Annotated in this window: 19 protein-coding genes; 12 read left to right on the top strand and 7 right to left on the bottom strand. The window is 54.6% G+C overall.

Annotation, left to right across the window (positions count from 1 at the left end; all coding sequences use genetic code 11):
• Positions 1-35: 35 nt before the first annotated feature.
• Positions 36-2,633, bottom strand: coding sequence for a type I DNA topoisomerase (topA, locus tag MUA00_RS19985; protein WP_271124741.1), 2,598 nt, complete (start codon positions 2,631-2,633; stop codon positions 36-38).
• Between the two features lie 405 nt (positions 2,634-3,038).
• Between topA and MUA00_RS19990 the strand changes: the two genes are divergently transcribed.
• Positions 3,039-3,290 carry a YciN family protein gene (locus MUA00_RS19990; RefSeq protein ID WP_271124742.1) on the top strand — a complete coding sequence of 84 codons (252 nt, stop codon included), beginning with the start codon at positions 3,039-3,041 and terminating at the stop codon, positions 3,288-3,290.
• A 51-nt stretch (positions 3,291-3,341) separates the two neighbouring features.
• On the opposite strand, the gene sohB is transcribed toward MUA00_RS19990, so the two are convergent.
• Positions 3,342-4,391 carry a protease SohB gene (gene sohB / locus MUA00_RS19995; RefSeq protein ID WP_271124743.1) on the bottom strand — a complete coding sequence of 350 codons (1,050 nt, stop codon included), beginning with the start codon at positions 4,389-4,391 and terminating at the stop codon, positions 3,342-3,344.
• Between the two features lie 264 nt (positions 4,392-4,655).
• Here sohB and MUA00_RS20000 point away from each other — a divergent pair, with 264 nt between their 5' ends.
• Positions 4,656-5,417, top strand: a complete 762-nt coding sequence (locus MUA00_RS20000) for a YciK family oxidoreductase (RefSeq protein ID WP_271124744.1) — start codon at positions 4,656-4,658, stop codon at positions 5,415-5,417.
• Entirely contained in the window at positions 5,414-6,004 is a 591-nt protein-coding gene (cobO, locus tag MUA00_RS20005; RefSeq protein ID WP_271124745.1) for a cob(I)yrinic acid a,c-diamide adenosyltransferase, read from the top strand. The genes MUA00_RS20000 and cobO overlap by 4 nt, the downstream gene beginning before the upstream one ends.
• A gap of 159 nt (positions 6,005-6,163) precedes the next feature.
• Here cobO and MUA00_RS20010 read toward each other — a convergent pair whose 3' ends face one another.
• From MUA00_RS20010 to MUA00_RS20020, 3 genes are all read right to left on the bottom strand, one after another.
• Positions 6,164-8,539, bottom strand: a complete 2,376-nt coding sequence (locus tag MUA00_RS20010; protein WP_271124746.1) for a glycoside hydrolase family 3 N-terminal domain-containing protein — start codon at positions 8,537-8,539, stop codon at positions 6,164-6,166.
• A 3-nt stretch (positions 8,540-8,542) separates the two neighbouring features.
• Positions 8,543-9,931: an MFS transporter gene (locus MUA00_RS20015; RefSeq protein ID WP_271124747.1), complete on the bottom strand. Its 1,389-nt coding sequence runs from the start codon at positions 9,929-9,931 to the stop codon at positions 8,543-8,545.
• Positions 9,932-10,166: 235 nt separating this feature from the next.
• The gene (locus MUA00_RS20020; protein ID WP_408639728.1) at positions 10,167-12,329 is read right to left on the bottom strand and encodes a TonB-dependent siderophore receptor; all 2,163 of its coding nucleotides are present in this window, start codon (positions 12,327-12,329) and stop codon (positions 10,167-10,169) included.
• A gap of 156 nt (positions 12,330-12,485) precedes the next feature.
• Here MUA00_RS20020 and MUA00_RS20025 point away from each other — a divergent pair, with 156 nt between their 5' ends.
• Positions 12,486-14,048: an alpha/beta hydrolase-fold protein gene (locus tag MUA00_RS20025; RefSeq protein ID WP_271124748.1), complete on the top strand. Its 1,563-nt coding sequence runs from the start codon at positions 12,486-12,488 to the stop codon at positions 14,046-14,048.
• A 37-nt stretch (positions 14,049-14,085) separates the two neighbouring features.
• Here the strand turns inward: MUA00_RS20025 and ppsA are convergent, their stop codons facing one another.
• Positions 14,086-16,464 (bottom strand): phosphoenolpyruvate synthase, encoded by a 2,379-nt coding sequence (gene ppsA, locus MUA00_RS20030; protein WP_271124749.1) that lies wholly within the window; start codon positions 16,462-16,464, stop codon positions 14,086-14,088.
• Between the two features lie 334 nt (positions 16,465-16,798).
• On the opposite strand from ppsA, the gene ppsR reads away from it, so the two are divergent.
• The 8 genes from ppsR (at position 16,799) to MUA00_RS20070 (ending at position 24,855) form a co-directional block, all read left to right on the top strand.
• The gene (gene ppsR / locus MUA00_RS20035; protein WP_271124750.1) at positions 16,799-17,632 is read left to right on the top strand and encodes a posphoenolpyruvate synthetase regulatory kinase/phosphorylase PpsR; all 834 of its coding nucleotides are present in this window, start codon (positions 16,799-16,801) and stop codon (positions 17,630-17,632) included.
• A gap of 160 nt (positions 17,633-17,792) precedes the next feature.
• Complete coding sequence (locus tag MUA00_RS20040) at positions 17,793-18,845, top strand: 3-deoxy-7-phosphoheptulonate synthase (RefSeq protein ID WP_271124751.1); 1,053 nt, start codon at positions 17,793-17,795, stop codon at positions 18,843-18,845.
• Between the two features lie 163 nt (positions 18,846-19,008).
• On the top strand, positions 19,009-19,173 hold the full coding sequence (hemP, locus tag MUA00_RS20045) for a hemin uptake protein HemP (protein ID WP_271124752.1): 165 nt from the start codon (positions 19,009-19,011) through the stop codon (positions 19,171-19,173).
• A gap of 81 nt (positions 19,174-19,254) precedes the next feature.
• Complete coding sequence (locus MUA00_RS20050; RefSeq protein WP_271124753.1) at positions 19,255-21,231, top strand: TonB-dependent hemoglobin/transferrin/lactoferrin family receptor; 1,977 nt, start codon at positions 19,255-19,257, stop codon at positions 21,229-21,231.
• 10 nt (positions 21,232-21,241) lie between these two features.
• On the top strand, positions 21,242-22,273 hold the full coding sequence (locus tag MUA00_RS20055; RefSeq protein ID WP_271124754.1) for a hemin-degrading factor: 1,032 nt from the start codon (positions 21,242-21,244) through the stop codon (positions 22,271-22,273).
• On the top strand, positions 22,270-23,085 hold the full coding sequence (locus MUA00_RS20060) for a heme/hemin ABC transporter substrate-binding protein (protein ID WP_271124755.1): 816 nt from the start codon (positions 22,270-22,272) through the stop codon (positions 23,083-23,085). The genes MUA00_RS20055 and MUA00_RS20060 overlap by 4 nt, the downstream gene beginning before the upstream one ends.
• Positions 23,085-24,083 (top strand): FecCD family ABC transporter permease, encoded by a 999-nt coding sequence (locus MUA00_RS20065; protein WP_271125019.1) that lies wholly within the window; start codon positions 23,085-23,087, stop codon positions 24,081-24,083. The genes MUA00_RS20060 and MUA00_RS20065 overlap by 1 nt, the downstream gene beginning before the upstream one ends.
• Positions 24,076-24,855, top strand: a complete 780-nt coding sequence (locus MUA00_RS20070) for a heme ABC transporter ATP-binding protein (RefSeq protein WP_271124756.1) — start codon at positions 24,076-24,078, stop codon at positions 24,853-24,855. The genes MUA00_RS20065 and MUA00_RS20070 overlap by 8 nt, the downstream gene beginning before the upstream one ends.
• On the opposite strand, the gene selO is transcribed toward MUA00_RS20070, so the two are convergent.
• Positions 24,856-26,316, bottom strand: coding sequence for a protein adenylyltransferase SelO (gene selO, locus MUA00_RS20075; protein ID WP_271124757.1), 1,461 nt, complete (start codon positions 26,314-26,316; stop codon positions 24,856-24,858). It abuts the gene before it with no gap.
• Positions 26,317-26,332 lie beyond the last annotated feature (16 nt).

The following is a 26,332-nucleotide window of genomic DNA, read 5'->3' on the forward strand; positions in this document are numbered from 1 at the left end:
GAGCGTCAGCCCCGGTTTCTGGTAGGAGAGGAAGCTTATTTTTTCCCTTCAACCCATTTCCCGTCGACAAAGAAGGCAGACCAGCCAGTGGCTTTGCCGTCTTTTTCTGAGGAAACGTATTGCTGCTTAGTCTTGCGGCTAAAGCGAACAACGGATTTATTGCCTTCTGCATCCTGCTGCGGCGCATCGGCCAGATAACGAAGCTTCTCCGGCAGACGGTCGCGGAAGCGGTACAACTCTTCCACTAAAGGCGCGCGCGTTTCTCGCGATTTAGGGAAGGTGTTCGCTGCCAGGAACACGCCTGCAGCGCCGTCGCGCAGAACAAAGTAGGCGTCTGATTTTTCGCAAGGCAGTTCCGGTAAGGGAACCGGATCTTCCTTCGGAGGAGCCACTTCGCCGTTGCGCAGGATCTTACGCGTGTTCTTACATTCATCGTTAGTACAGGCCATGTACTTGCCGAAACGCCCCATTTTCAGGTGCATTTCAGAGCCGCATTTTTCGCACTCAACGATTGGGCCGTCATAACCCTTGATGCGGAACTCGCCCTCTTCAATTTCGTAACCGTCGCAGGTTGGGTTATTACCACAAACGTGCAGCTTACGTTTTGGATCGATGAGGTAGCTGTCCATCGCCGTGCCGCATTTAGCACAACGACGTTTCGCACGCAGCGCGTTGGTTTCCGCGTCATCGCCTTCAAGGACGTTGAGCACTTCGTTTTCCGGCACCAGGTTAATGGTGGTTTTGCAACGCTCCTTCGGCGGCAACGCATAGCCTGAACAGCCCAGGAATACCCCGGTACTTGCTGTACGGATACCCATCTTACGGCCACAGGTTGGACAGTCGATGCTGGTTAGCACCATCTGATTCGGGCGCATGCCACCTTCTTCCGGCTCCTGCGCTGCTTTTTCAAGCTGGCCGCTGAAATCGGTGAAGAATTCGTCCAGCACACCTTTCCACTCGGCCTGGTTGTTCGCCACCTGGTCGAGGTTGTTTTCCATCTGCGCGGTGAAGTCGTAGTTCATCAGCTCGCGGAAGTTTTCTTCCAGACGATCGGTGACTATCTCGCCCATCTTTTCTGCGTAAAAACGACGATTCTCAACGCGCACATAACCACGATCCTGGATAGTGGAAATGATGGATGCATAGGTTGAAGGACGACCAATGCCGCGTTTTTCGAGCTCTTTAACCAGAGATGCTTCACTAAAGCGAGCAGGCGGCTTGGTGAAGTGCTGGCCTGGCGTCAGTTCAACCAGCGACATCACGTCACCTTTATTGACCGCAGGCAAGGTTCTGTCTTCATCGCCTTTACGCAGCGCCGGCATCACTTTTGTCCAGCCGTCAAAGCGCAGGATACGACCACGGGCCTTCAGGCGGTAATCCCCAGCTTCCAAGGTTAACGTCGTGGAGTCGTATTGCGCAGGCGTCATCTGACAGGCCACAAACTGACGCCAGATAAGCTGATACAGTTTCTGCGCGTCCGCTTCCATATCCTTTAAGGATTCGGCAAGCACACTCACGTCAGAAGGACGAATCGCTTCGTGCGCTTCCTGGGAGTTTTCTTTACTTGTGTACTGCAGCGGCGAGGCAGGCAGGTATTTCTTGCCAAAATTCTCGTCGATATAACCGCGCACCATGCTTACCGCGTCCTGGCTCAGGTTCGTGGAGTCAGTACGCATGTAAGTGATGTGGCCCGCTTCGTACAGACGCTGCGCCATCATCATGGTTTTTTTCACGCCAAATCCAAGACGGGTGCTGGCAGCCTGCTGCAGCGTAGAAGTAATAAACGGCGCGCCAGGCTTGCTGCTGGTCGGTTTATCTTCACGCTCAAGCACGGTGTAACGGGCTTTTTCAAGCTCGCTGACCGCCGCCATGGTTTGTTCGCGGTTGACCGGACGGAACGGTTTATCTTTGTGGTGGCTGACCTGAACCGGAAGATTGTCGCCCACAGGCGTTGCCAGGTTAGCATCAATTTCCCAAAACTCTTCAGGAACGAACGCTTTGATTTCGCGTTCGCGCTCAACAACCAGGCGTACTGCAACGGATTGAACACGCCCAGCGGAAAGCCCGCGCGCAATTTTCTTCCACAGCAGCGGAGACACCATATAACCCACCACGCGGTCCATAAAGCGACGCGCCTGCTGGGCGTTTACACGGTCAATATTCAACTCGCCCGGCTTTTCGAAAGCCTGCTGGATAGCGTTTTTGGTGATTTCATTAAACACCACGCGGCTATAGCGCGATTCATCGCCGCCGATCACTTCCCGCAGGTGCCATGCGATGGCTTCCCCTTCGCGGTCAAGGTCGGTTGCGAGATAGATATGGTCAGCTTTTTCAGCAAGGGATTTCAGTTCTGAAACCACCTTTTCCTTGCCCGGCAGCACTTCATACTGGGCTTCCCAGCTATGCCAGGGATCGACTCCCATACGATTTACGAGCGCGCCGCGTTCATCCTTTTTGACCTTTTTGGTCGTTTTGGTGGAGGCGGAGTCAGCGCTCTTCTTGGTGGTTGATCCACTGGTCGGCAAATCACGGATATGACCTACGCTGGACTTAACCACATAGTCATTTCCGAGATATTTGTTGATCGTTTTGGCTTTTGCCGGGGACTCAACGATGACGAGAGCTTTACCCATATTCACCTTTACCTAATTTAATTCATCCAGAATACGTCGCACGCAGTCTCATTCTCCTGGAAGCGGCGCGCCTTTTTTTATATTGCGACAGCGTCAAAGGAGATCAACTCTTTTTTCAAACACCGGCCTGAAAGCAGCGCTAACGCAGGTGATTGAGATACCGAGTCTTTCGTGCCGGTGACATAGCACGACGGAAGTTTGGTTGAATGTCAAGCAATTCCGTTGCCAGATTTGCGAAAGCGTCACACTCTACCTGATAAAATCCGATACGCAACTTTATTAGCATGCAAAATAGATTCCCGCCAGCAGGGTTAACTTTTTTGCGGGCCTGAGGTTTACAGGGGTATATTGCCCTTAACTGTCATGTGGACGTACACTAGCGCCAGTTTTTCTGGAGGAGACAACATGCAATCTACAACTCAGCCTATCGACCGTGAAACGCTTCTTATTGAGGCCAATAAAATCATTCGCGATCACGAAGATTTTATCCATGGCATGAAAGCCACAGGCGTTGAGCAAAAGAATGGCGTGCTGGTGTTTCGCGGCGAGTATTTCCTTGATGAACAAGGTTTACCTACCCCGAAAAGTACGGCGGTATTTAATATGTTCAAGCACCTCGCTCATGTCCTGTCCGAGAAATATCACCTGCAGGACTAAGTTTGCCATCAATCTGAAAGCGAGGCCTGCGGCCTCGCTTTTACCTTTTATTCACAATAGCGGTTTTTCGCCGCGCTGCCACCAACGCAGCAACAGGCGGTCGAGACTGTTTGCCGCGCTCCCTGTAAATCGATCCATTATCTTTTTATGCTGAGCGAAGCGTACGCCAATAACTTCGTGGTTTTTCATCAGGCCAATAAGCAAATCGTCGCTGGTGCTGACATCATCCACCAGCCCCTTATCTTTTGCCTGCAGACCGTACCAGTGTTCACCGGTAGCAACTGCATCAATATCCAGCGCAGGACGCATTTCATGCACAAAGCGCTTAAAGAGAAGATGCGTTTCGTTCAGGTCTTCGCGGAATTTTTCGCGGCCCTGCTCGGTGTTTTCACCAAACAGCGTCAGGGTGCGTTTGTACTGCCCAGCGGTGTGCAGTTCAACATCGATATCATTGCGTTTTAACAGACGATGGAAGTTCGGCACCTGCGCCACCACGCCGATGGAGCCAATAATAGAAAACGGAGCGGCAACGATACGATCCGCGACGCAGGCCATCATATAACCTCCGCTGGCCGCAACTTTATCAACGGCAACCGTCAGGCGAACGTTGTTCTCGCGCAGGCGCTGCAACTGCGATGCCGCAAGTCCATAACCATGCACTACGCCGCCCGGGCTTTCTAAACGCAGCAGAACCTCATCTTCAGGCTTAATAACGGCCAGTACCGCCGTGATTTCTTCGCGCAGAGAAGTGACCTCATGGGCGTCCATACTGCCTTTAAAATCCAGAACATAGAGCGTCGGTTTGTCAGAACTGACCGTTTCGCCCCGTTTAGCACGCGCTTTAGCCTGTTTTGCCTCAAGTTTGTGTTTCTTCTTTTGGCCTTTATGCCACAGCTTTTGCTGATGTTCGTCAAGACGCGCCGCCTGCATCTCTTCGCGCATCTCCTGATACTGTTCGCTTAAATTCGTCAGGCGCAGTTCGCCGCGCTGGTGCTTTTTGCGTTGAGCTACGTTCACCACAATAGTGGCAATGGCCGCGATCGCGACGACAACCGTGACAATTTTGGCCAGAAACAATCCATAATTCGCAATAAAATCCACGTATTCCGCCTTTATTTCAGTGCATTAATCCTGTGGTGAAGTGTACCCGAGCGCACCCTTCACGTCTGCATGCAACTATATACGCTGCGGGATGGCTTCCCGAATGAATTTAAAGTCGCGAAACTTTTGCAAAATGTTAATCAGGAATAATGTCTCCTGATGGCTGATTGAAATACCCCTCCCTTTCAGGCATAAAGCCTTGTGTACCAAAAACCACGAGAAATAAGACGTGAGCACCTCTATGCATCGCGCGAGGAGTGAATTTTGCATTACCAACCGAAAACCGATCTGCTGCAAAACCGCATTATTCTGGTCACCGGCGCCAGCGACGGCATCGGCCGCGAAGCAGCGCTGACGTATGCACGCTATGGCGCCAGCGTTATTCTGCTTGGGCGCAACGAAGACAAACTTCGCGCCGTGGCGCAGGAATTAAATCATTTATATGGCGGCACGCCGCACTGGTTTACTCTGGATTTACTCACCGCCACGCCGCAGGATTGCGAGCATCTGGCGCAGAAACTTACAGGCCTGGTGCCGCGCCTTGACGGCGTTCTTCACAATGCCGGCATGCTCGGCGACGTGGCGCCAATGGCGCAGCAGGATCCGCAAACCTGGCAGAACGTCATGCAGGTTAATGTCAACGCCACCTTCTTCCTTACCCAGGCGCTGTTGCCTCTTCTGCTTAAGTCTGATGCCGGTTCACTGGTCTTCACCAGCTCAAGCGTTGGTCGCCAGGGCCGGGCCGGTTGGGGAGCTTACGCAGCATCGAAGTTTGCTACCGAAGGCATGATGCAGGTGCTGGCGGAAGAATATAAGCAACAAAATCTGCGCGTAAACTGTATCAATCCGGGCGGCACCCGCACCGCAATGCGGGCCAGCGCTTTTCCAACGGAAGACCCGCAAAAGCTCAAAACGCCGCGTGATTTGATGCCGCTTTATCTGTGGCTGATGGGCGATGACAGCCGTCGCAAAACCGGCATGAGCTTTGACGCTCAGCCTAACCGTAAACCAGGAATTTCCGAATGAGCGACGATCGTTACCAACAGCGGGCCCAGCGCCAGAAAGAAAAAGTTGATGCCCGCATTGAGGCGGCCCAGGAAGAGCGCGGCATTTTGATTGTGTTCACCGGCAACGGGAAAGGTAAAACCACGGCTGCGTTCGGCACCGTCACCCGCGCTATAGGACACGGCAAAAAAGTTGGCGTCATTCAGTTCATTAAAGGTCAGTGGCCTAATGGCGAGCGAAATTTACTGGAACCGCACGGCGTGGAGTTTCAGGTAATGGCGACAGGCTTTACCTGGGAGACCCAGAACCGCGAAACGGATACCCAGGCGTGCCTCGCCGTCTGGCAACACGCCAGACGCATGCTGGCGGACAGCTCGCTGGATTTGGTGATCCTTGATGAAATCACTTACATGGTCGCCTACGATTATCTGCCGCTTCAGGAAGTGCTGGACGCGCTCCAGCAGCGCCCTGCTAATCAAACGGTAATTATCACCGGCCGCGGCTGCCACCGGGACATTCTGGAGATTGCCGATACGGTCAGCGAGCTACGCCCGGTGAAACATGCGTTTGATGCGGGAGTGAAAGCGCAGATCGGCATTGATTATTAAAGGTCATGCCTGCCTGTACAGCTATCAATATAATCTGGTGGATGGCGCTGGCGCTTATCCACCCTACATATTGAACGAACGATAGGATAAAGCGCCAGCGCCTCCGAGCCATTGAATGATTATGTAGGTCGGGTAAGCGCCAGCAACACCCGACTGAAATCACAGCTTCATTTCACAGTGGCCGACCATCCGCCAGTTTCCCTTTATAATCCGCGTATCACCCTTCACCGTCACAATGCCACGGCTGCGGATATCCCCGCTAGATGCCCCAATTTGTACCTCAAATTCCCCCGGTTCGACTACACGTTGCCCGTCACGGCGCGTGAAATTAAGCATATCGGTTGGGACAGTGAACGTCAGCACAGCAGTTTCCCCAGGCTTAAGATGCACGCGCTGGAAAGCTTTTAATTCCTGAACCGGGCGCACCATCGAAGCCACTTTATCGTGAATATAAAGCTGCACCACCTCGCTGCCCGCAGCAGAACCGTTATTTGTTACGGAGATGCTGGCACTAACTTCACCGCCCTGATTTTCAACCGTGGCAGTCGCCAGTTTCAACGTGCCGTATTCGAACGTTGTCCATGTTTTGCCGTAGCCAAACGGATAGCGTGAGCCGAAGTGGAAGGCAAACGGCGTGCCGCCGCTTTTCAGCTTGTGATTGTAGTAATAAGGCATGGCGCCTGCGCTTTTCGGAACGGATACCACCAGCCGTCCTTCGGGCTCTGCCTGTCCGGTCAGCACGTCTGCGATGGCGTGCCCGCCCTCCTGCCCCGGCGCCCAGGCCATCAGCAATGCGGCAACCTTATCTTCCTGACCGCCCAGGTTGTAAGGACGACCTCCGGTCATTACCACGACAACCGGTTTACCCGTGGCTAACAGTTCCTCCAGCAATTGCTGCTGCACGCCTGGCAGCATAAGGTTATCCGTATCGGAACCTTCACCCACCGTGCCGCTCTGGAACAGGCCAGCCAAATCTCCCACGCACAGCACCACAACATCGCTTTGCTCCGCTATCTGCAGCGCTTCGGGAATCAGGCTGGTGTCGAAAGAAACCGGCGACTGTTGCATGGGTTTACCGCCGCTGTCACCGGGGAATACCGGCGCGCCGGCCATGCGTTTTTCAATAATGTGGCAGCCTTTGGCATAGCGAACGTTATCGCTGCCAAGCTGTTCGCGTAATGCTTCAAGCGGCGTGACGACCTGTGAGGTTTGCTCCAGCATGTCGCTGATAATGAGATGCACCGGGAAGCTGTAGCCGCTAAGCAGCGCCAGCGGGTCGTCCGCCGTGGGCCCTATCACCGCCACACGCGGTTTACCTTTCAGCGGCAACGTGCCGTCATTTTCCAGAAGCGTGATTGACCGGGTCGCCACTTCACGCGCGATCCGCACGGTGGATTCACTCTGCAGCTCAATCTTGTTTTCATCGGCATAAGGATGTTCAAACAGGCCAAGGCGGAATTTCTCTTTCAGCACGCGCGCGACGATTTCATCGATTTTTTCCATGGTGATTAAACCGCGTTCGACGGCCTGCGCCAGGTGGCGGGCGCAGTCATCTTTCGGCAGTTCGACGTCCAGACCCGCGTTAAACGCCAGGGCTGCCGACTCAGCCGCATCATGCGAAACGCCATGATGTTGATGGAGCAGGCTTACGCCGCCGTAATCCGCGACAATCAAGCCATCGAACCCCCACTGTTCGCGCAGCACGGTGGTCAGCAGAAACTCGTCTGAATGCCCCGGCTGATTATCAATATCATGATATGCAGGCATCACGGAGCCAGCATTGGCCAGCTTCACCGCCATTTCAAACGGCAGCAGGAAGGTATCGTTCAGTTCGCAAAAGCCGAGATGCACAGGAGCATGGTTACGCGCGCCTTCGCTAAACGAATGACCGACATAATGTTTAAGCGTCGCCAGCAGGTCGCGATTTTTACCCTGCAGGCCTTTAACATAGTGCGTGGCCATCATGCCCACCAGCCACGGGTCTTCGCCGAAGGTTTCTTCCGTCCGGCCCCAACGCACGTCTCGCGAAACGTCAAGCACCGGGGCCAGCCCCTGATGGCAACCGGTTGAACGCGCTTCATTACCAATCGCGGCGGCAGCGCGTTCGATCAACTCCGGATCCCAGGTCGAACCGTAATTTAGCGATGACGGAAACAGCGTGGCGTCTTTGCAAAGCAGGCCCACCAGACACTCTTCATGAAAAAGCGCAGGAATACCAAGACGGGTCTCTTCGACTAACGTTTTTTGCAGGCGATTGGCCGCCCGCACGCCTTCTTTCGCCTCAACGATGTGCGTCCCCAACGGACGGGTAATTTGCCCGATGCCCAGCTTTAAACGCTCGGCCAGATCCGCCTGTTCCGCTACGCCAGCAAACTCATCGCTTAAATCGGTTCGCTCACGATGATTGCCGTCGCCGGATAAAATCAGCCAGTACGCGTGCATCTGCGCGAACTTTTCTTCCGGCGTCATGCGTGAGAGGAGATCGGCAACGCGTTCGTTAACCGGGCGATGAGGGTCCTTATAAATGGCAGACATACATTACTCCTGTGTAACGGGGGCAAGAGACGGTGAGTCATCACGAACCTGGCGCTTAGCGGCCAGTTCGCTGGCAATGCTGTAGACCGTGCGGCTGTTGAGTTTGTAGATAAACAGCAGCAGCGCCATGGCAATAAACAGCACCGAAGGAATGAGGGTAAACAACGCGTTGATGGTGCTCAGCACTGAAGCCGACTGGGTGGGTTGATTTGGCAGATAATCGACCATGCCGAGGATCCAGCCCACAACCGCGCCGCCGAGCGCCAGGCCAAATTTGATGGCAAACAACGCGGTAGAAAATACCAGCCCGTCAAGGCGGCGCCCGGTGCGATGCTCTTCGTAATCCACCACGTCAGAAAACATTGTCCACTGCAGCGGTGTGGTGAGATTTTGAATAAAACTGAATACCAGATTAAGGCCAAAAATAAACCAGATGGCCGTTGGAGGAATAAAGAAAATCGCCGTACCAAAAATAACAAAGCTAACGATGGTCCACTGATATGCCCGTACGCGATCGAATTTCCCGAGCAAGCGTTCAGAAAGCAAAGCCCCCAACAGCGAAGCAACCATCCCCGAGACAATAAAAGCAAAAACCAGATCGGGACGTAATAAAACATACTTCACGTAATACATCGTAGCGGAACCACGGGTTACCACGGCGGTTAAAAGTAAAATATTGAACAAAAATACAATTCGCCATTGGCTATTCTTCGCCAGTAATTTTAAATCCCCGACCATAGAACCTGAAGTGTCATTACGTGGGGAATAACGTTCTTTGGTCATCGCAAAGCAGCAGTAAAATAACCCTACGCCAAGCAGTCCCATTAAACTCATGGCATAGAAATAACCTTTTTGCAGATTGCCGTTGCCTAACCAGTCGACCAGCGGCAGCGCGATAACGGTGACTATCAACCCGCCAATAAACGACAGCGCAAAACGCCAGGACTGGATAGAGTGCCGTTCGCGTGGGTCAAGCGTTAACGCCCCTGGCATCGCGCAATAAGGCACGTTTATCGCTGAATAAACCAGGCTAAGAATGCTGTAAGTGGCGCAGGCATAAATAATTTTTGCCGTTGGGCCGACATCCGGAACGTAAAAAGTGATAAGGCAGCTCACGCCAAAAGGAATCGCGAACCACAAAAGCCACGGACGGAACCGGCCGTGTTTAGTCTGTGTGCGGTCGACCATTGCGCCAATGCACGGGTCGACAAAAGCATCCACCACGCGCACCACCAGAAACATGGTGCCCATAATAGCCGCCGGCAAGCCAAAGACATCGGTATAAAAATAAGCGAGGAATAATGTAGCGGTTTGCCAGACTAATGCGCTGGCCATATCACCGAGGCCATAGCCAATTTTATCTTTGGTACTGAGAACTGAAGAGGCATTCATTATTTTTGACCTTCTTTGTCGGGCACAAAATAGTTCCACCATCCGCATGACATCTCACGGCATTTATTTTCCGCCCTCAGTATTGGTTAACTGACGCAAAGACAACAATTGCCGAATTGCCCAGACAAATTATGATTTTTTGCTTTTTCTGATAAATGTGACGAGGTGCAAATCTACAGGTGAGACAAAAGTAAGAAGCCCGTCAGAATTGACGGGCTGGATAATGGCGAAAGCGTTACCAGTTATAGCTGACCGTTGCGGTCATCGTGCGGCCAATGCCGTAAAAGCATGCGGAATCCGAAGCACAGGAAGCGACATATTTCGTGTCCGCAAGGTTATTAACGTTAAGCTGTACGGCGGCCCCTTTCAGAGCGCTGCTCATCTCCCCCAGTTCGTAACGCAGCATCGCGTCATACAGATCAACGGACGCCACCTTAAACGTGTTTTGCGCATCGCCGTAACTGGTGCCGATATAGCGCATCCCAACGCCCGCCGTCAGGTTTTTCAGCGCTCCGCCCTGGAAGGTGTAACTGCCCCAGGCAGAAGCCATATGGGTCGGGGTGCGGGCTGGCGTTTTGCCTTCGGTTCCCGCCACCGTGGTGCTGACGTTTTCTGCATCCGTGTAAGTCCAGGAGCCAATGAGATTAACGCTGTCAAAGAGCGTGGAGTGGATTTCGGCCTCCACGCCTTTAGCGCGCACTTCTCCGGCGTTTTCAAACCAGCCGAGGCTGCTGTTGTAGGTTGAAACGTTGGTCTGGCGCAGATCGTAGAGCGCAAGCGTCATAAAGGTATTTTCAACCGGCTGATACTTAAGCCCCACTTCGGTTTGCTTACCGGTTGTCGGCTCAAACGGCGCGGCGCCCGGAGCGCGATTGGTTTGCAGGTTTGGTTCAAATGACGTGCTGTAGCTAATGTATGGCGAGAGGCCAAAATCAAAGGCATAGAGCAAACCGGTACGCCAGGTGAATTTGTTGTCGTTCTGCTGCACGGTAGTGCTGTTCTGGTTGTCCGTGGTGCGCACTTCCGACCAGTCGTAGCGCCCGGAAAGCAGCAGTTGCCAGTTATTCCAGCTCATCTGATCCTGCAGGTAAATCCCCATCTGGTCGAGATTCTGCTGCTCATCCGTTACCAGACTAAAGGTGCTTTCATCTACGTTGATGCCATAAACCGGGTTCGGCCAGTAGATATCGTACTGAGAGCCCATACCACGCCAGAACTGCTGATTGTCGTTGCTTGATTTATAATCCAGGCCGCCCAACACCGTATGCCCAACGTCGCCGGTTTCAAACAGGGCCTCAAGCTGGTTATCAATGCCAAACTCGTCGGTGTCGCGAATTTCATGCTGAGCGCGACGCGCCAGGGTCAAATCGTTTACTGACGTCGCATAAACAAGATAGCGGTACTTCTGTTTGATTTTCGCGTAGCGGGCATTCTGACGGAAAGTGAAGACATCATTAAAGGCATGCTCAAACTCGTAGCCCACCATCGTTTGTTCACGCCAGGACCGATCGTAGTTGGGATCGCTGACGTTAAAATCGAGTGGAATGTAGCCCGCGGACGTTTCGGTGACGAGCCCCGCCTTCGGCAGAAAGTTACGATAGCCCGCGTCAGGATCTTTCTGATAGCTGGTCAGCAGCGTGAAACGCGTCTGGTCATTCGGATACCAGGTGATTGCCGGGGCAACCGCCATGCGCGTCTCTTTATAATCAGAAACCTGGTTGTCCTGCGTGCGGGCAATACCATTTAAACGATAAAGCACGCGGCCATCGTCGCTTAACGGGCCGCCAAAATCGAACGCGCCTTCGGCAAGATTGTTATTGCCGGCGCGGAATTCAACTTTATGAATGGCTTCGCTTGTCGGGCGTTTGCTGGTCATGCTAATCAGTCCGCCCGGATTCACCTGGCCGAACAGCACCAACGCCGGTCCGCGCACCAGCTCCACTCTTTCAAGCAACCATGGGTCAACGGTGCCGGTTTGCGATGAAGCCGTTGCGCCGAAGCTCAGGCCATCAAGATACTTCGGTACATAGCTGAAGCCACGCACGAACACTTCATCGTTACGGTTAGAACTCCCGCGATATTCCGTGAATACGCCGGCGGAATAGCGCAGCGCCTGCGACACGGACGTAACGTCCTGTGCGTCCATCTGATCGCGCGTGACTACCGAAACGGACTGCGGCGTTTTGATCAGGTCCGCCGCCGTTTTGGTGGCGGAAAGCGTTTTGGTCGCAACCATGCCGCTAAAAGGCGCGGTGGGTTCTTCTGACACCTTTCCGCTTACCACCATCGTCTCTTCAGCCGGGCGCGCTGTCTCGGCCCATGCGCCGCCGCTGATGCCCAGCGCGGTAATATTCATCAGCCACAGACTTTGCGTTATCTTATTATTTTTAAAAAGCATTTATTACCGCCCCCTCTTCGCAAAAACATTCAATGAATCGTTTTGAGATTAACTGTTACGTTTTGTCATAAACACGACGGGTTGAGATGGTATTGCAAATCATTCCTATTTGCATTAGCGTTCCTGAACTTTTTTAACAATTGCTAATGGAACCTAATGAATCGAGCCTGGATAGGATTAATGTTGGGGTTATGTTCGGCCTCCGCGATGGCAGCAACGTGCGCGCCACGCGGTACGCAGGGAGAACAAGAGGGAAAGTTTGATGCCAGCGGTGAAATCTGCTTTTCCCTGCCGTCGCTGGGAGAAAACTACGCCAGCGCAACAATCGCGGGCGCGCGCGATGCGAAGTTGCTGGATGCAAAAGGGTATCTCTGGCGAGCGCTGGTAGAAAACGGCCCGGCGGATGGCCAGCATGACCTGCTGTTTGCCCTGCCGGTTAAGCGTGAATCAAGCCTGCTTTTGCGCGGCGATCCGGGCGCCAGATGGCATTTCAAATGGCAGATCCGCGAAACCACACCGTTGCCCAAAGAGCAGATGCTTGAGCCGGTTAGTCCCGTCCTGAAAACCCTGCTAAAAACGTTACAGAACGGCGGCACTACGGACGCATTCTGGCAAGCAAGGCAAGAAGAAGGCACTCCTCTTGTGGAGCACGTGGATGACACGCATAAACGGGTGACTTTCCTGTGGCGTGGCGCGCGGGGCAACGCTTTTATTCTTGGTTCCCCGGCGGGCGATCACGATCCCCTGTTCCGCCTCGGCCAGTCAGACGTCTGGTTCCGCAGCTATGTGGTGCCGTCGGATACGCTGATGCAGTATAAATTAGCGCCTGACGTGCCCGTAGTAGCCGGTTCTGCCCGTGACCAGCGTCGGGCGATCCTGGTAACGGCGCAGGCCGATCCTCTTAATCCCCTGGCAAGTCCGGCATTAAAAGCGGACCGCTGGAACCGTTATTCGCTGCTGAATCTCACAGCCAGCCGTTATTGCACGCCGCAGGCAGCCGGCCAGCCGATACGCAATGGCTCTTTGATTCGCTACCAGGTGGAAAGCACAAGGCTTGGCAATAGCCGGGAAGTGACGGTTTATCGTCCACGCACAGGCCAGCCGGTGCGCTGGTCGCTGCTGGTGTTTGACGGAAAGACTTATCAGGATCGCTACCATCTGGCTAACGTGATGGACGGCCTGATTGCACGCCATTCGCTGCTGGCCATTAATGTGATATTTATCGACAGCCTTGATAACGAACGCCGCCAGAAAGAGCTTCCGCCAAACGTAGATTTTGCCGATTTCATGGCACTGGAGCTGATGCCGTGGCTGAAAAACCAGGGTATTTCCACGTCGGCACAGAGGACTATTGTTGCGGGTTCCAGCTATGGCGGCATCGCATCGTCCTGGGTGGCGCTGCGCTATCCGCAAGTGTTTGGCAATGTGCTGAGTCTTTCGGGTTCGTACTGGTGGGCGCCAAAGGGCGAGAAAGCGAGCTGGCTTACCCGGCAGTATCAGCAGTTGCCTGAGCAACCTGTGCGGTTCTGGCTACAGGCTGGCCGTTTTGAAAGCCACGGGCCGAACGGTGGGATTTACCGCAATACGCTGGAATTTGAGAAAGTGCTGCGCGAGAAAGGCTATAAGGTCAGCTTTCACCCCTGGTCAAGCGGGCATGATTATGCTGCCTGGTGCGAAGCGATGGTGACGGGCGTGAAGGATTTAGCGGGCCGTCGTTAAAAAAAAGCGCCTCATCTCTGAGGCGCTTGCATTTTATTTACTTGTTAATTTCTGCCAGGCTCAGCCAGGTTTGCACCACGGTGTCCGGGTTCAGGGACAGGCTGTCGATCCCCTCTTCCATCAGCCAGGCGGCAAAGTCTTCATGATCCGACGGGCCCTGTCCGCAGATGCCGACGTATTTGCCCTGTTTCTTCGCCGCTTTGATTGCCATGGACAACAGCGCTTTCACCGCGTCGTTACGCTCATCAAAGAGTTCGGACACCACGCCGGAGTCGCGATCCAGACCTAACGCCAGTTGCGTCATGTCGTTGGAGCCGATGGAGAAACCGTCGAAATACTGCAGGAATTCATCCGCCAGCAGGGCGTTGGATGGGATCTCGCACATCATGATGATTTTCAGACCGTTTTCACCACGTTTCAGACCCTGGCGCTCCAGTTCTTCCACCACGGCTTTTGCCTGCGCAACGGTACGCACGAACGGCACCATCACTTCAACGTTGGTTAATCCCATTTCGTTACGCACGCGTTTCATCGCGGCGCATTCCAGCGCAAAGCAATCACGGAAGCTGTCTGCCACGTAGCGGCCCGCGCCACGGAAGCCCAGCATTGGGTTTTCCTCTTCCGGTTCATAACGCTCGCCGCCCACCAGGTTGGCGTATTCGTTAGATTTGAAGTCGGACAGACGCACAATTACGCGTTTCGGCCAGAAGGCCGCGCCCAGGGTCGCGATCCCTTCTGTCAGGCGGCCTACATAAAATTCTACCGGGTCGTCATAGCCCTTCATCATTTCGCGGATTTCGTTTTGCAGCGCCGGTTCCTGCTGGTCAAATTCCAGCAGCGCACGCGGGTGCACGCCAATCATACGGTTGATGATGAATTCCAGACGCGCCAGGCCAACGCCTTCGTTCGGCAGACAGGCGAAGTCGAATGCGCGGTCGGGGTTGCCGACGTTCATCATGATTTTCAGCGGCAAGTCCGGCATGGTATCGACCGTTGAGCTTTTCACGCTGAAATCCAGCAGATCCTGATAAACGTAGCCGGTATCGCCTTCCGCGCAGGAGACGGTCACGTTCTGATCGTCCTGCATGCGTTCGGTCGCATCGCCACAGCCGACCACCGCCGGGATGCCCAGCTCACGGGCGATAATCGCCGCGTGGCAGGTGCGCCCGCCCCGGTTGGTCACAATCGCCGCCGCTTTCTTCATGATCGGTTCCCAGTCCGGGTCGGTCATGTCCGTTACCAGCACGTCGCCGGGCTGGATACGGTTCATTTCGCTGATATCGTGAATGACTTTAACCGGACCGGCGCCGATGCGATGGCCGATAGCGCGCCCTTCCGCAACGATTTTACCCTGCGAATGCAGTTGATAACGCTCCATGACCTGGCCCTGAGAACGCACGGTTTCCGGACGCGCCTGGACGATAAACAGCTTGCCGGTATGGCCGTCTTTGGCCCACTCGATATCCATCGGGCGACCGTAGTGTTTCTCGATCTGCACCGCCTGCTTAGCCAGTTCCTGCACTTCATCAGGGGTGATGGAGAACCGGTCGCGGTCGGCCTGCGGCACATCTTCAATACGCACCTGCTTGCCGTGTTCCAGGCTTGGCGCATAAACCATACGGATCTTTTTCGACCCCATGTTACGACGCACGATGGAAGGTTTACCGGCTTCAAGCGTCGGCTTGTGGACGTAGAACTCATCCGGGTTAACCGCGCCCTGCACCACCATTTCACCCAAGCCAAACGCGGAGGTGATAAACACCACCTGGTCGAAGCCGGATTCGGTATCAATTGAGAACATTACGCCCGATGACGCAAGGTCGGAGCGAACCATCCGCTGAACGCCGGCGGAAAGCGCCACACCACGATGATCGTAGCCCTGGTGTACGCGATAAGAGATGGCGCGATCGTTAAACAGCGAGGCGAAGACATGCTTCACCGCCACCAGCACCGCGTCATAGCCTTGCACGTTAAGGAAAGTTTCTTGCTGCCCGGCAAACGAGGCGTCCGGCATATCTTCTGCGGTGGCGGAGGAGCGCACGGCAAAAGAGGCTTCGGCATCGTCGGCGGAAAGTTGTTCATAGGCATCGTGAATCGCTTTTTCCAGTTCAGGCTGGAAAGGCGTGTCGATAATCCACTGCCGAATTTGCGCGCCAGCTTTAGCAAGCGCCGACACATCGTCGATGTCCGTCTTATCCAGCAGTTCATAAATGCGCTGGTTTACACCGCTCTGGTCGAGAAACAGATTAAACGCCTCGGCGGTGGTGGCAAAACCGTTCGGCACACAAACGCCCATGCCTGAAAGGTTGGTAATCATTTCACCCAGGGAGGCGTTTTTCCCCCCCACCCTGTCTACATCATTCATGCCGAGTTGGTTATACCAAAGCACCAGCGGTAACGAGCCATTATTGGACATCGAAACAATCCTTTTATGAAATATGAGTGGGCACAAGAATTTCCTGACTTCTTATTTAGCCTGGCATATTTGCCCGCCTGAGTGAAACGGTTGAATCGTTCAAGCAAAATAAAAATATGAATTTTTCAGATAGTTTCCTGAAAATCCTAAACCGTTGATTATCCATTAAACCATAGAATTTTAGGGGTTAAGTTATCGCTTATATTTTTGAACTACCCGGTTCATTAAAAATAAAAACAACATTTCATTTTAAAATTGCGACAAGGATTATCACGGAATGCCTTGTTTTAATTTATGCTTTATAAAATTATCGTGAAAATGTCAGGGACACAAAATGGATAACGCTGTAGACAGGCAGGTATTTTATATTTCCGACGGCACCGCCATTACCGCCGAAGTGTTGGGTCACGCGGTCATGTCACAATTCCCGGTCTCTATCAACAGCATTACGCTGCCGTTTGTGGAAAACGAAAGTCGCGCCCGTGCGGTGAAAGAGCAAATCAACGCCATTTTTCAGCGATCCGGCGTGCGACCGCTGGTTTTTTACTCCATTGTTCTGCCGGAAATTCGCGCCATTATTCTACAAAGCGAGGGCTTTTGTCAGGATATCGTGCAAGCTCTGGTTGCGCCTTTGCAACAAGAACTGAAGCTGGACCCGACGCCCATCGCCCATCGCACCCACGGGCTTAATCCCGGCAACTTAATAAAATATGACGCCAGAATCGCCGCGATTGATTACACACTTGCGCACGACGACGGCATTTCGATGCGCAATCTCGATCAGGCCCAGGTGATCCTGCTGGGGGTTTCCCGCTGCGGCAAAACGCCGACCAGCCTGTACCTTGCGATGCAGTTTGGCATTCGCGCCGCCAACTATCCTTTTATCGCCGACGATATGGACAATATTCAGCTACCGGCCGTGCTGAAACCTCTTCAGCATAAACTGTTCGGCCTGACGATTAACCCGGAGCGCCTGGCCGCGATTCGTGAAGAGCGCCGTGAAAACAGCCGCTATGCCTCCATGCGCCAGTGCCGTCTTGAAGTGGCGGAAGTCGAAGCGCTGTTCCGTAAAAACCAAATCCGTTATCTCAACAGCACCAATTATTCCGTTGAAGAAATGGCGACAAAAATCCTTGATATCATGGGTCTGAATCGTCGCATGTACTAAGAAACTAGTACACAAGTCGAGTTTTATCTGTCAGGATAGTCGGATTGTGGTGGCGTTATACCTTTTGTGTGGTTGAAATCGACATAAATTGGTTTATCGTGATCGCCATCACTTCCCGGCACTCTCGCCGTGCAGAAGACAAAAATTTCTGAGACGCACAATGAACAAAACAGATGAACTGCGAACAGCGCGCATCGACACTCTTGTTACACCTGCTGAACTGGCCGACCGTTTTCCCGTGTCGCCGGAGGTTGCGCAAAACGTTATCGCTTCCCGCCGCCGTATTGAAAAAATCCTTAATGGTGAAGACAACCGCCTGCTGGTGATTGTTGGCCCGTGCTCTATTCACGATCTGGATGCGGCGATGGATTATGCCCGTCGCCTTGAGACGATGCGCCAGAAGCATGGCGATCGTCTTGAAATCGTGATGCGCACATATTTTGAAAAACCCCGCACGGTAGTGGGCTGGAAAGGGTTAATTTCCGACCCGGAACTGAACGGCAGCTATCGCGTCAATCACGGCATCGAACAAGCCCGCCGCCTGCTGTTGCAGGTAAACGAGCTTGGCGTGCCGACCGCGACGGAATTCCTGGATATGGTGATCGGCCAGTTTATTGCCGATTTAATCAGTTGGGGCGCCATCGGCGCACGTACCACTGAAAGCCAGATCCACCGTGAAATGGCCTCGGCACTCTCCTGCCCGGTCGGTTTTAAAAATGGCACCGATGGCAATACGCGCATCGCCATTGACGCCATTCGCGCCGCCCGCGCCAGCCATATGTTCCTTTCGCCGGACAAACACGGCCAGATGACGATTTACCAGACCAGCGGCAATCCGTTTGGCCACGTGATTATGCGCGGCGGCAAACAGCCGAACTATCATGCGACGGATATCGCTGCGGCCTGCGACAGCCTGCAGGAATTCGACCTGCCTGAACAATTGGTCATTGATTTCAGCCACGGCAACTGCCAAAAACAGCACCGCCGTCAACTGGAAGTCTGTGAAGATGTGTGTAATCAGATCCGCAACGGCTCACGCGCCATCGCTGGCGTGATGGCGGAAAGCTTTATTCGCGAAGGCACGCAGAAAATCGTCGCCGGCCAGCCGCTGGTGTACGGCCAGTCGATTACCGACCCATGCCTGAGCTGGGAAGATACTGAAACCCTGCTTGCTATGCTTGCCGACGCGACGGGCAGCCGTTTCGCAAACTAAAATTGCCTCCTTCTCCTGCCGGAGAGGGAGTCAATCCTCCCTTTAGTTCAAAATTGATCCATTCACAAATTTCTTACAAATAAAGCTTGCCGCTGAAACATAGTTTATTGATAATGATTATCATTGTTACATTGATTGTTATTTGTATACAGAGTGGATCGCTATGGACAAGTCTTTCACCCCCGCCACCCCACAGCCTCTGACTGCGCCTCGTCAGATCGACAGCAAAGCATTACTGGGTTCTGATGGCCGCGTTGTGATTGTTCACGAAGGCCAGCACTATCTGTTACGCCAGACCCAGGCCGGGAAACTGATCCTGACCAAATAAAGCCAAAAATTCTTTCGCAAGCCACCCAGGTCATCCCCAGGCAGCCAGCGCTTTTCGTTTTTCCTTATGGAGAGTTGCGCTATGCCATTTTTACACACAGCCGGATTCCGTCTGTCACTTCTGACTGTCGCGGTGTTTACTGCCCTGCCTGCCTGCGCCAAAGATGACCAGGTAACCGTGGTCGCCACAGGCAACGTTCGCAGCACCTTCGAAGCGCCGATGATGGTCAGCGTCATTGATGCCGATACGCCGGAAGGGCAAACCGCTTCTTCCGCGGCGGACATGCTTCGCAAAGTCCCGGGCATCACGCTTTCTGGCTCAGGTCGCACCAACGGCCAGGACGTTTCCATGCGCGGTTACGACCGCCGGGGCGTGTTGATGCTGGTTGACGGCGTACGCCAGGGCACCGATACCGGACACCTGAACAGCACATTTCTTGATCCGGCGTTGGTAAAACGCGTTGAAATCGTGCGCGGCCCTGCAGCCCTGCTTTACGGCAGCGGCGCGCTGGGCGGAGTTATCTCTTATGAAACTGCCGACGCCAGCGATCTGCTGTTTGAAGGCCAAAACAGCGGTTATCGCGTGTTTGGCACCGGCGCAACCGGCGACCACAGCATTGGCATGGGCGCAAGCGCCTTTGGCCGTACGGACGATCTTGACGGCGTGGTTTCCTGGTCAAGCCGCGACCGTGGTGATATCCGCCAGAGCGACGGCGAAACGGCGCCAAACGATGAAAACATCAGCAACTTCCTGACCAAAGGCACCTGGCGCATCGATCCGGCCCAGTCCCTTTCAGGCTCCCTGCGCTATTACAACAATGACGCTCTGGAACCGAAAAACCCACAAACTACCGATGCGAGCGAGTCAAACCCGATGGCGAATCGCTCGACTATTCAACGCGATGCTCAGGTGAAATATCATCTTGGCCCGCAGGACAGCGACTGGCTCAACGCTGACGCCACGGCTTACTGGTCAGAAGCGCGTATTAACGCGCAGACGCAAGCCGACGGCGGTGAATTCCGTAAGCAGACAACCAAAGGCGGCAAGCTTGAAAACCGCAGCCGTCTGTTTAACGACAGCTTTGCTTCGCATCTGCTGACCTACGGCGGTGAATATTACCGTCAGGAGCAGCATCCCGGCGGCAACACCACCGGCTTCCCGCAGGCGAAAATCGATTTCAGCTCCGGCTGGCTGCAGGATGAAATCACCCTGCGCGATATCCCGGTTTCCCTTCTTGCCGGTACGCGCTATGACAACTACAGCGGCAGCAGCGACGGCTATGATGACGTTGACGCCGACAAGTGGTCTTCTCGCGGAGCGATTTCCATCACGCCAACCGACTGGCTGATGCTGTTTGGCTCTTACGCCCAGGCCTTCCGCGCGCCGACCATGGGCGAAATGTATAACGACGCTAAACACTTCTCTATCGGTAGCTTCTACACCAACTATTGGGTGCCAAACCCGAATCTGCGTCCTGAGACCAACGAAACTCAGGAATACGGTTTTGGGCTACGCTTTGACAATCTGATGCTGGCTAACGACGGCATTGAGTTCAAAGCCAGCTACTTTGACACCAACGCGAAAGACTATATTTCCACCACGGTGGACTTCGCTAACGCCACCACCATGTCCTATAACGTCCCGAACGCTAAAATCTGGGGCTGGGACATGTCGGCCAAATACTCCAGCGATCTGTTCAGCCTCGACGTAGCCTATAACCGCACCCGTGGTAAAGATCAGGATACCGGCGAGTGGATCTCCAGCCTGAATCCGGACACCGTCACCAGCGTTCTGGATATTCCCGTCGCGCAAAGCGGTTTCTCCGTGGGCTGGGTGGGCACCTTTGCAGAGCGCTCAACGCATATCAGCAGCAGCTACAGCGCGCAGCCAGGCTACGGCGTGAACGATTTCTATGTCAGCTACCGCGGTCAGCAGCAGCTACGCGGCCTGACCACCTCGCTGGTGTTCGGTAACGCCTTCGATAAAGAATACTGGTCGCCTCAGGGCCTTCCGCAGGATGGTCGTAACGGCAAAATCTTCGTTAGTTATCAATGGTAAGGAGCATCGCATGACTCAACGTTATGACAACTGGCTGCAGCTTAAGCAGCAACATCCTAAGAAATACGCGCGCGACATCGCAAAGCTGATGAATATCAGTGAAGCTGAATTAACGCACGCACGCGTCGGACATGATGCCTGGCGTCTAAAAGGCGAGGCGCGCGACATTCTGGCGGCGCTGGAAGACGTGGGTGAAACCAGGTCCATCTGCCGTAACGAATATGCGGTGCATGAACAGGTTGGCCGCTATGAGAATCAACATCTGGAAGGCCATGCAGGCCTGGTGCTGAACCCGCGCGCGCTGGATTTGCGCCTGTTTCTGAACCAGTGGGCAAGCGCCTTCCACATGCGCGAAACCACCGCTCGCGGCGAACGCCAAAGCATTCAGTTCTTTGACCACCAGGGCGACGCGCTGCTGAAGGTTTACACCACGGATAACACCGATTTCGGCGCGTGGGGGCAAACGCTGGCGAAATTTATTTATGCGGATAATCCATCCCTGGAGTTGAAACCAGCGGAAGACGCGGTGATGACGCCTGCGCCAGATGCTCGTCAGGTAGAAGCCGAATGGCGCACCATGCGCGATGTTCATCAGTTCTTCGGCCTGCTTAAGCGTCATCAGCTCACTCGCCAGCAGGCGTTCCGTCTGGTGGCGGACGATCTGGCGCAACAGGTGGGTAATTCCGCTCTGCAACAACTGTTGCAGCAGGCGGTAGCCGATAAAAACGAGATCATGATCTTTGTCGGCAACCGTGGCTGCGTGCAGATTTTCACCGGCGTGGTCGAAAAAATTGTGCCTGTGGACAACTGGATCAATATCTTCAACCCGGCGTTCACGCTGCACCTGATGGCCGATACCATCGCAGAAAGCTGGGTAACCCGTAAGCCCAGCGGCGATGGTTTTGTCACAAGCCTGGAACTGTTTGCCGCAGACGGCACGCAAATCGCGCAGCTTTACGGCCAGCGCACCGAAGGTCAGCCGGAACAGCAACAGTGGCGTACCCAGCTTGAGACACTGACTAACAAAGGGCTGGCCGCATGAAATGCTGGTTAGCCGTCCTGCTTGCGCTGCCGATATTTGCCAACGCGGCTGAACGCGTGGTGGCTATCGGCGGCGATGTTACGGAAATCGCTTTTGCTTTAGGGTCGGGTGAACAACTGGTCGCCCGCGACAGCACAAGCCTGCATCCGGATGCGGCGACAAAGCTTCCGGACGTGGGTTATATGCGCCAGCTCAATGCGGAAGGCATTCTTGCCATGCGTCCGGATCTGGTGCTGGCGAGCGCGCAGGCGAAACCGTCGCTGGCTCTGGAGCAGGTTGCTGCAAGCAAAGTTGAAGTGGTGACGATTCCTGCTGATAACTCGCTCAGCGGCATTGAAAGTAAAATCACCACGGTGGCAAAAGCTCTGGGAAAAACTGCTCAGGGCGAAACGTTGCGCAAAGAAGTCAGCGATAAGCTGGCCTCGATTCCAACGCAGCAGTTGCCGGTAAAAGTGCTGTTTATCATGAGTCACGGCGGAATGACCGCGATGGCGGCCGGACAACAGACCGCTGCTGATGCCGCTATCCGTGCTGCCGGTTTGCAAAATGCCATGCAGGGTTTTAACCGCTATCAACCGCTTTCCCAGGAAGGGGTTATCGCAAGCCAGCCGGAGTTAATTCTGGTGACGGAAGATGGCGTAAAAACGCTGGGCGGCGAAGAGAATGTCTGGGCGCTGCCAGGTCTGGCGCAGACCCCGGCCGGGAGAAACCACCAGTTGCTGGTCGTGGATGATATGGCGCTGCTTGGCTTTGGGCTGCAAACGCCGGATGCCATTCTTGCGCTGCGTAAAAAAGCGGAACAACTCCCGTGATGCGACGTCCTCTGCCTTGTCAGGCTCTCTGGTTATTGGGGCTGGCGCTGTTGGCTTTGGCGCTGATCGCCACTAATCTTGGCGCAATGCGGCTTTCCATCGCCGTATTATGGCAAGCGCATGACGAGGCGCTGCGCCATATCTGGCTTAACATTCGTCTGCCGCGTGTGTTGCTGGCGGCGCTAGTGGGGGGCGCTCTGGCGCTGTCCGGCTGCGTGATGCAGGGGCTGTTTCGTAATCCCCTGGCCGACCCGGGCCTGCTTGGCATCAGCAGCGGCGCCGCGCTGGCCGTGGGCCTGTCCGTTGTTCTGCCGCTGGCTTTGCCTGCCGTGCTGGCGCTTTATATGCCGATGCTGGCCGCGTTTCTGGGCAGCCTTGCCGTGACGCTGGTGATTTTTTTCCTCAGCCGCCATGGCAACAACAACCTTTCTCGCCTTCTGTTAGTCGGGATTGCGATTAACGCCTTGTGCGGAGCCGCGGTCGGCGTGCTTTCATGGATTAGCAACGATGCTCAGCTTCGACAGCTCTCCCTTTGGGGCATGGGCAGTCTTGGCCAGGCGCAGTGGTCAACGCTGCTTGCAACGGCGTCATTTATTCTTCCCGCTTCGCTCGGCATTGCGTTTCTCGCCTCGCGGCTCAACCTGCTGCAGCTCGGCGACGAAGAAGCGCATTACCTGGGCGTAGACGTAAAATGTACCCAGCGACAGCTATTGATTCTTAGCGCCCTGCTCGTCGCGGCGGCGGTGGCCGTGAGCGGCGTAATTGGCTTCGTCGGGCTGGTTATCCCACATCTGGTAAGGATGTGGCTGGGCGCCGATCACCGCTGGCTGATCCCAGGGTCGGTGCTGGCTGGCGCCATACTATTGCTGGTTGCCGATACGCTCGCCCGCACGATGGTAGCCCCCGCTGAAATGCCGGTTGGCTTGCTGACCAGCCTGCTCGGCGGCCCGTGGTTTTTAGCGCTGATTTTTCGTCAACGGAGAGAAACTGATGGCTGATGTTTTACAGGCCCACCGCGTCTCGCTGTATGCAGGAGAACGATTGCTGCTCGATGACGTTACCCTTTCGCTCAGACCCGGAGAAGTTGTCGCGCTGATTGGCCCTAACGGCGCAGGTAAATCAACGTTGCTGCGGGTGCTGACGGGTTTTCAACTGCCGGACGGCGGTAGCGTAAGCCTTGCCGACCGACCGCTTGATGAATGGCCGAACGAAGCGCTCGCTCGCCAGCGTGCGGTTATGCGTCAGCGCAGCGGCATGGCGTTTAGCTGGACAGTGGAAGAAGTTATTGCGATGGGACGCGCGCCATGGCCGGAAAATGACACCCAAAGCATCGTCAGTGAAGTGATGGCGTTAACCGGCTGCGATTCGCTTGCCGGGCGCGATTTTTGCCAGCTTTCAGGCGGAGAGCAACAGCGGGTGCAACTGGCGCGTGCGCTGGCGCAGCTTTGGCATAACGGTCAGCCCCACGGCTGGCTGTTTCTTGATGAACCCACCTCCGCGCTGGATCTCTATCATCAGCAACATATTTTACGTTTGCTGCGCAGGCTTGCGTTAATGGGCAGGCTTTCGGTTTGTATCGTGTTACACGACCTGAATCTGGCGGCGCTATGGGCCGATCGCATCATTTTGCTGCACGGCGGGAAATTGGTTGCGCAAGGTTCACCGCAGCAGGTTCTCAACGAGTCGACGCTCACGCAGTGGTATCAGGCGGAGCTAAAGGTGTTCAGTCATCCTGAACACCCGGTGCCACAGGTCTGGCTACAGCCGTAATTAGCTCGAACAGCTTACTTCAAGGCTTTTTCCCCAGTCCGGCGGACGCTGGGTTAAATCCCCTTCATGCTCGATAAACGGCTGGCTCAGCGCTTCATGCAGGCGCGCCAGCTCCGTTACATCCCCCTGCTCTGCCGCAGCGATCGCACGTTGCGCCAGCCAGTTTCGCAGCACCAGCGAAGGGTTGACGGACTTCATTGCCTCTTGCCGTTCGGCGTCGCCGACCTGTTCAATTTGCAACCGTTCGCGATAGCGTGTGAACCAGCTATCGAAGCTTGCGCGATCGATGAACTCATCGCGCAGCGGCGAAATCGCGTCGTTTTGCTCTGTCATGCTCAACATGCGGAAAGTGCGCGTGTAATCACTGCGTTCTTTAGCCATAAGCCCGAACAGCCCGGTCAGGATTTCGTTATCCGCTTTTTGCTCGGTGCTGAAACCCAGTTTAGCGCGCATCTGAATGCCGAAAGCGCGCATCAGCGCGAACTGGTAATGGTCAAGCGCCTCGTTCAGTTTGTCTACGGCAATAAACGGCGAAAGCGACTGCGCCAGACGCTGCAAATTCCACAGGCCAACGGCGGGCTGGTTGTCAAAAGCGTACCGCCCCTGATTGTCGGAATGGTTGCAGATATAATCTGGCTGATAATCATCCAGGAAACCATACGGACCGTAATCCATCGTCAGGCCAAGGATCGACATGTTGTCCGTATTCATCACGCCATGTGCAAATCCGACTGTTTGCCAGTGGGCAATCAGCGTTGCCGTGCGCTCGACGACATCCTGAAACCAGAGTTCGTAGCGCTCTTTCTGCCCCACCAACTCCGGCCAGTGATGCCCGATAACGTAATCGGCAAGCTGCTGAACTTTTTCCGGTTCGCGGCGGTAATAAAAGTGTTCGAAATGGCCGAAACGCACATGGCTTTCCGCCACGCGTAGCAGCATTGCGCCTTGCTCGGTGGTTTCGCGACGAACAGGCGTGTCGCTGGTCACGATGGTGAGCGCGCGCGTACCCGGGATACCCAGGGCATATATCGCTTCGCTGGCAAGAAATTCGCGAATTGTGGAACGCAGCACGGCTCGCCCGTCACCCATACGCGAATAAGGCGTGAGGCCCGCGCCTTTGAGATGCCAGTCGACCTTGCGACCATCTTTGAGCTGCTGCTCGCCCAGCAAAATGCCGCGCCCGTCGCCAAGCTGGCCTGCCCAGACGCCAAACTGGTGTCCGCTGTAAACCTGCGCCAGCGGCTGCATGCCCGGAAGCAGCGTTTCACCACTCCAGATGCCCGCATGGGCGGTATTAAAGAGCGAAGCATCCAGCCCGAGATCTTCTGCAAGTCGGCGATTGTGATACAGCAAACGCGCATTGCGCAGCGGCGTAGGGTTGAGTTCGCTATAAAAACCGGGCAATTCATCATGCCAACTGTTTTTAAACACAATACTATTGAACACGGGGTTATCAGTCATGGAGCCTCCTGACTGA

The organism is Dryocola boscaweniae (genome assembly GCF_025215095.1).
Taxonomy (GTDB): Bacteria; Pseudomonadota; Gammaproteobacteria; order Enterobacterales; family Enterobacteriaceae; genus Dryocola; species Dryocola boscaweniae.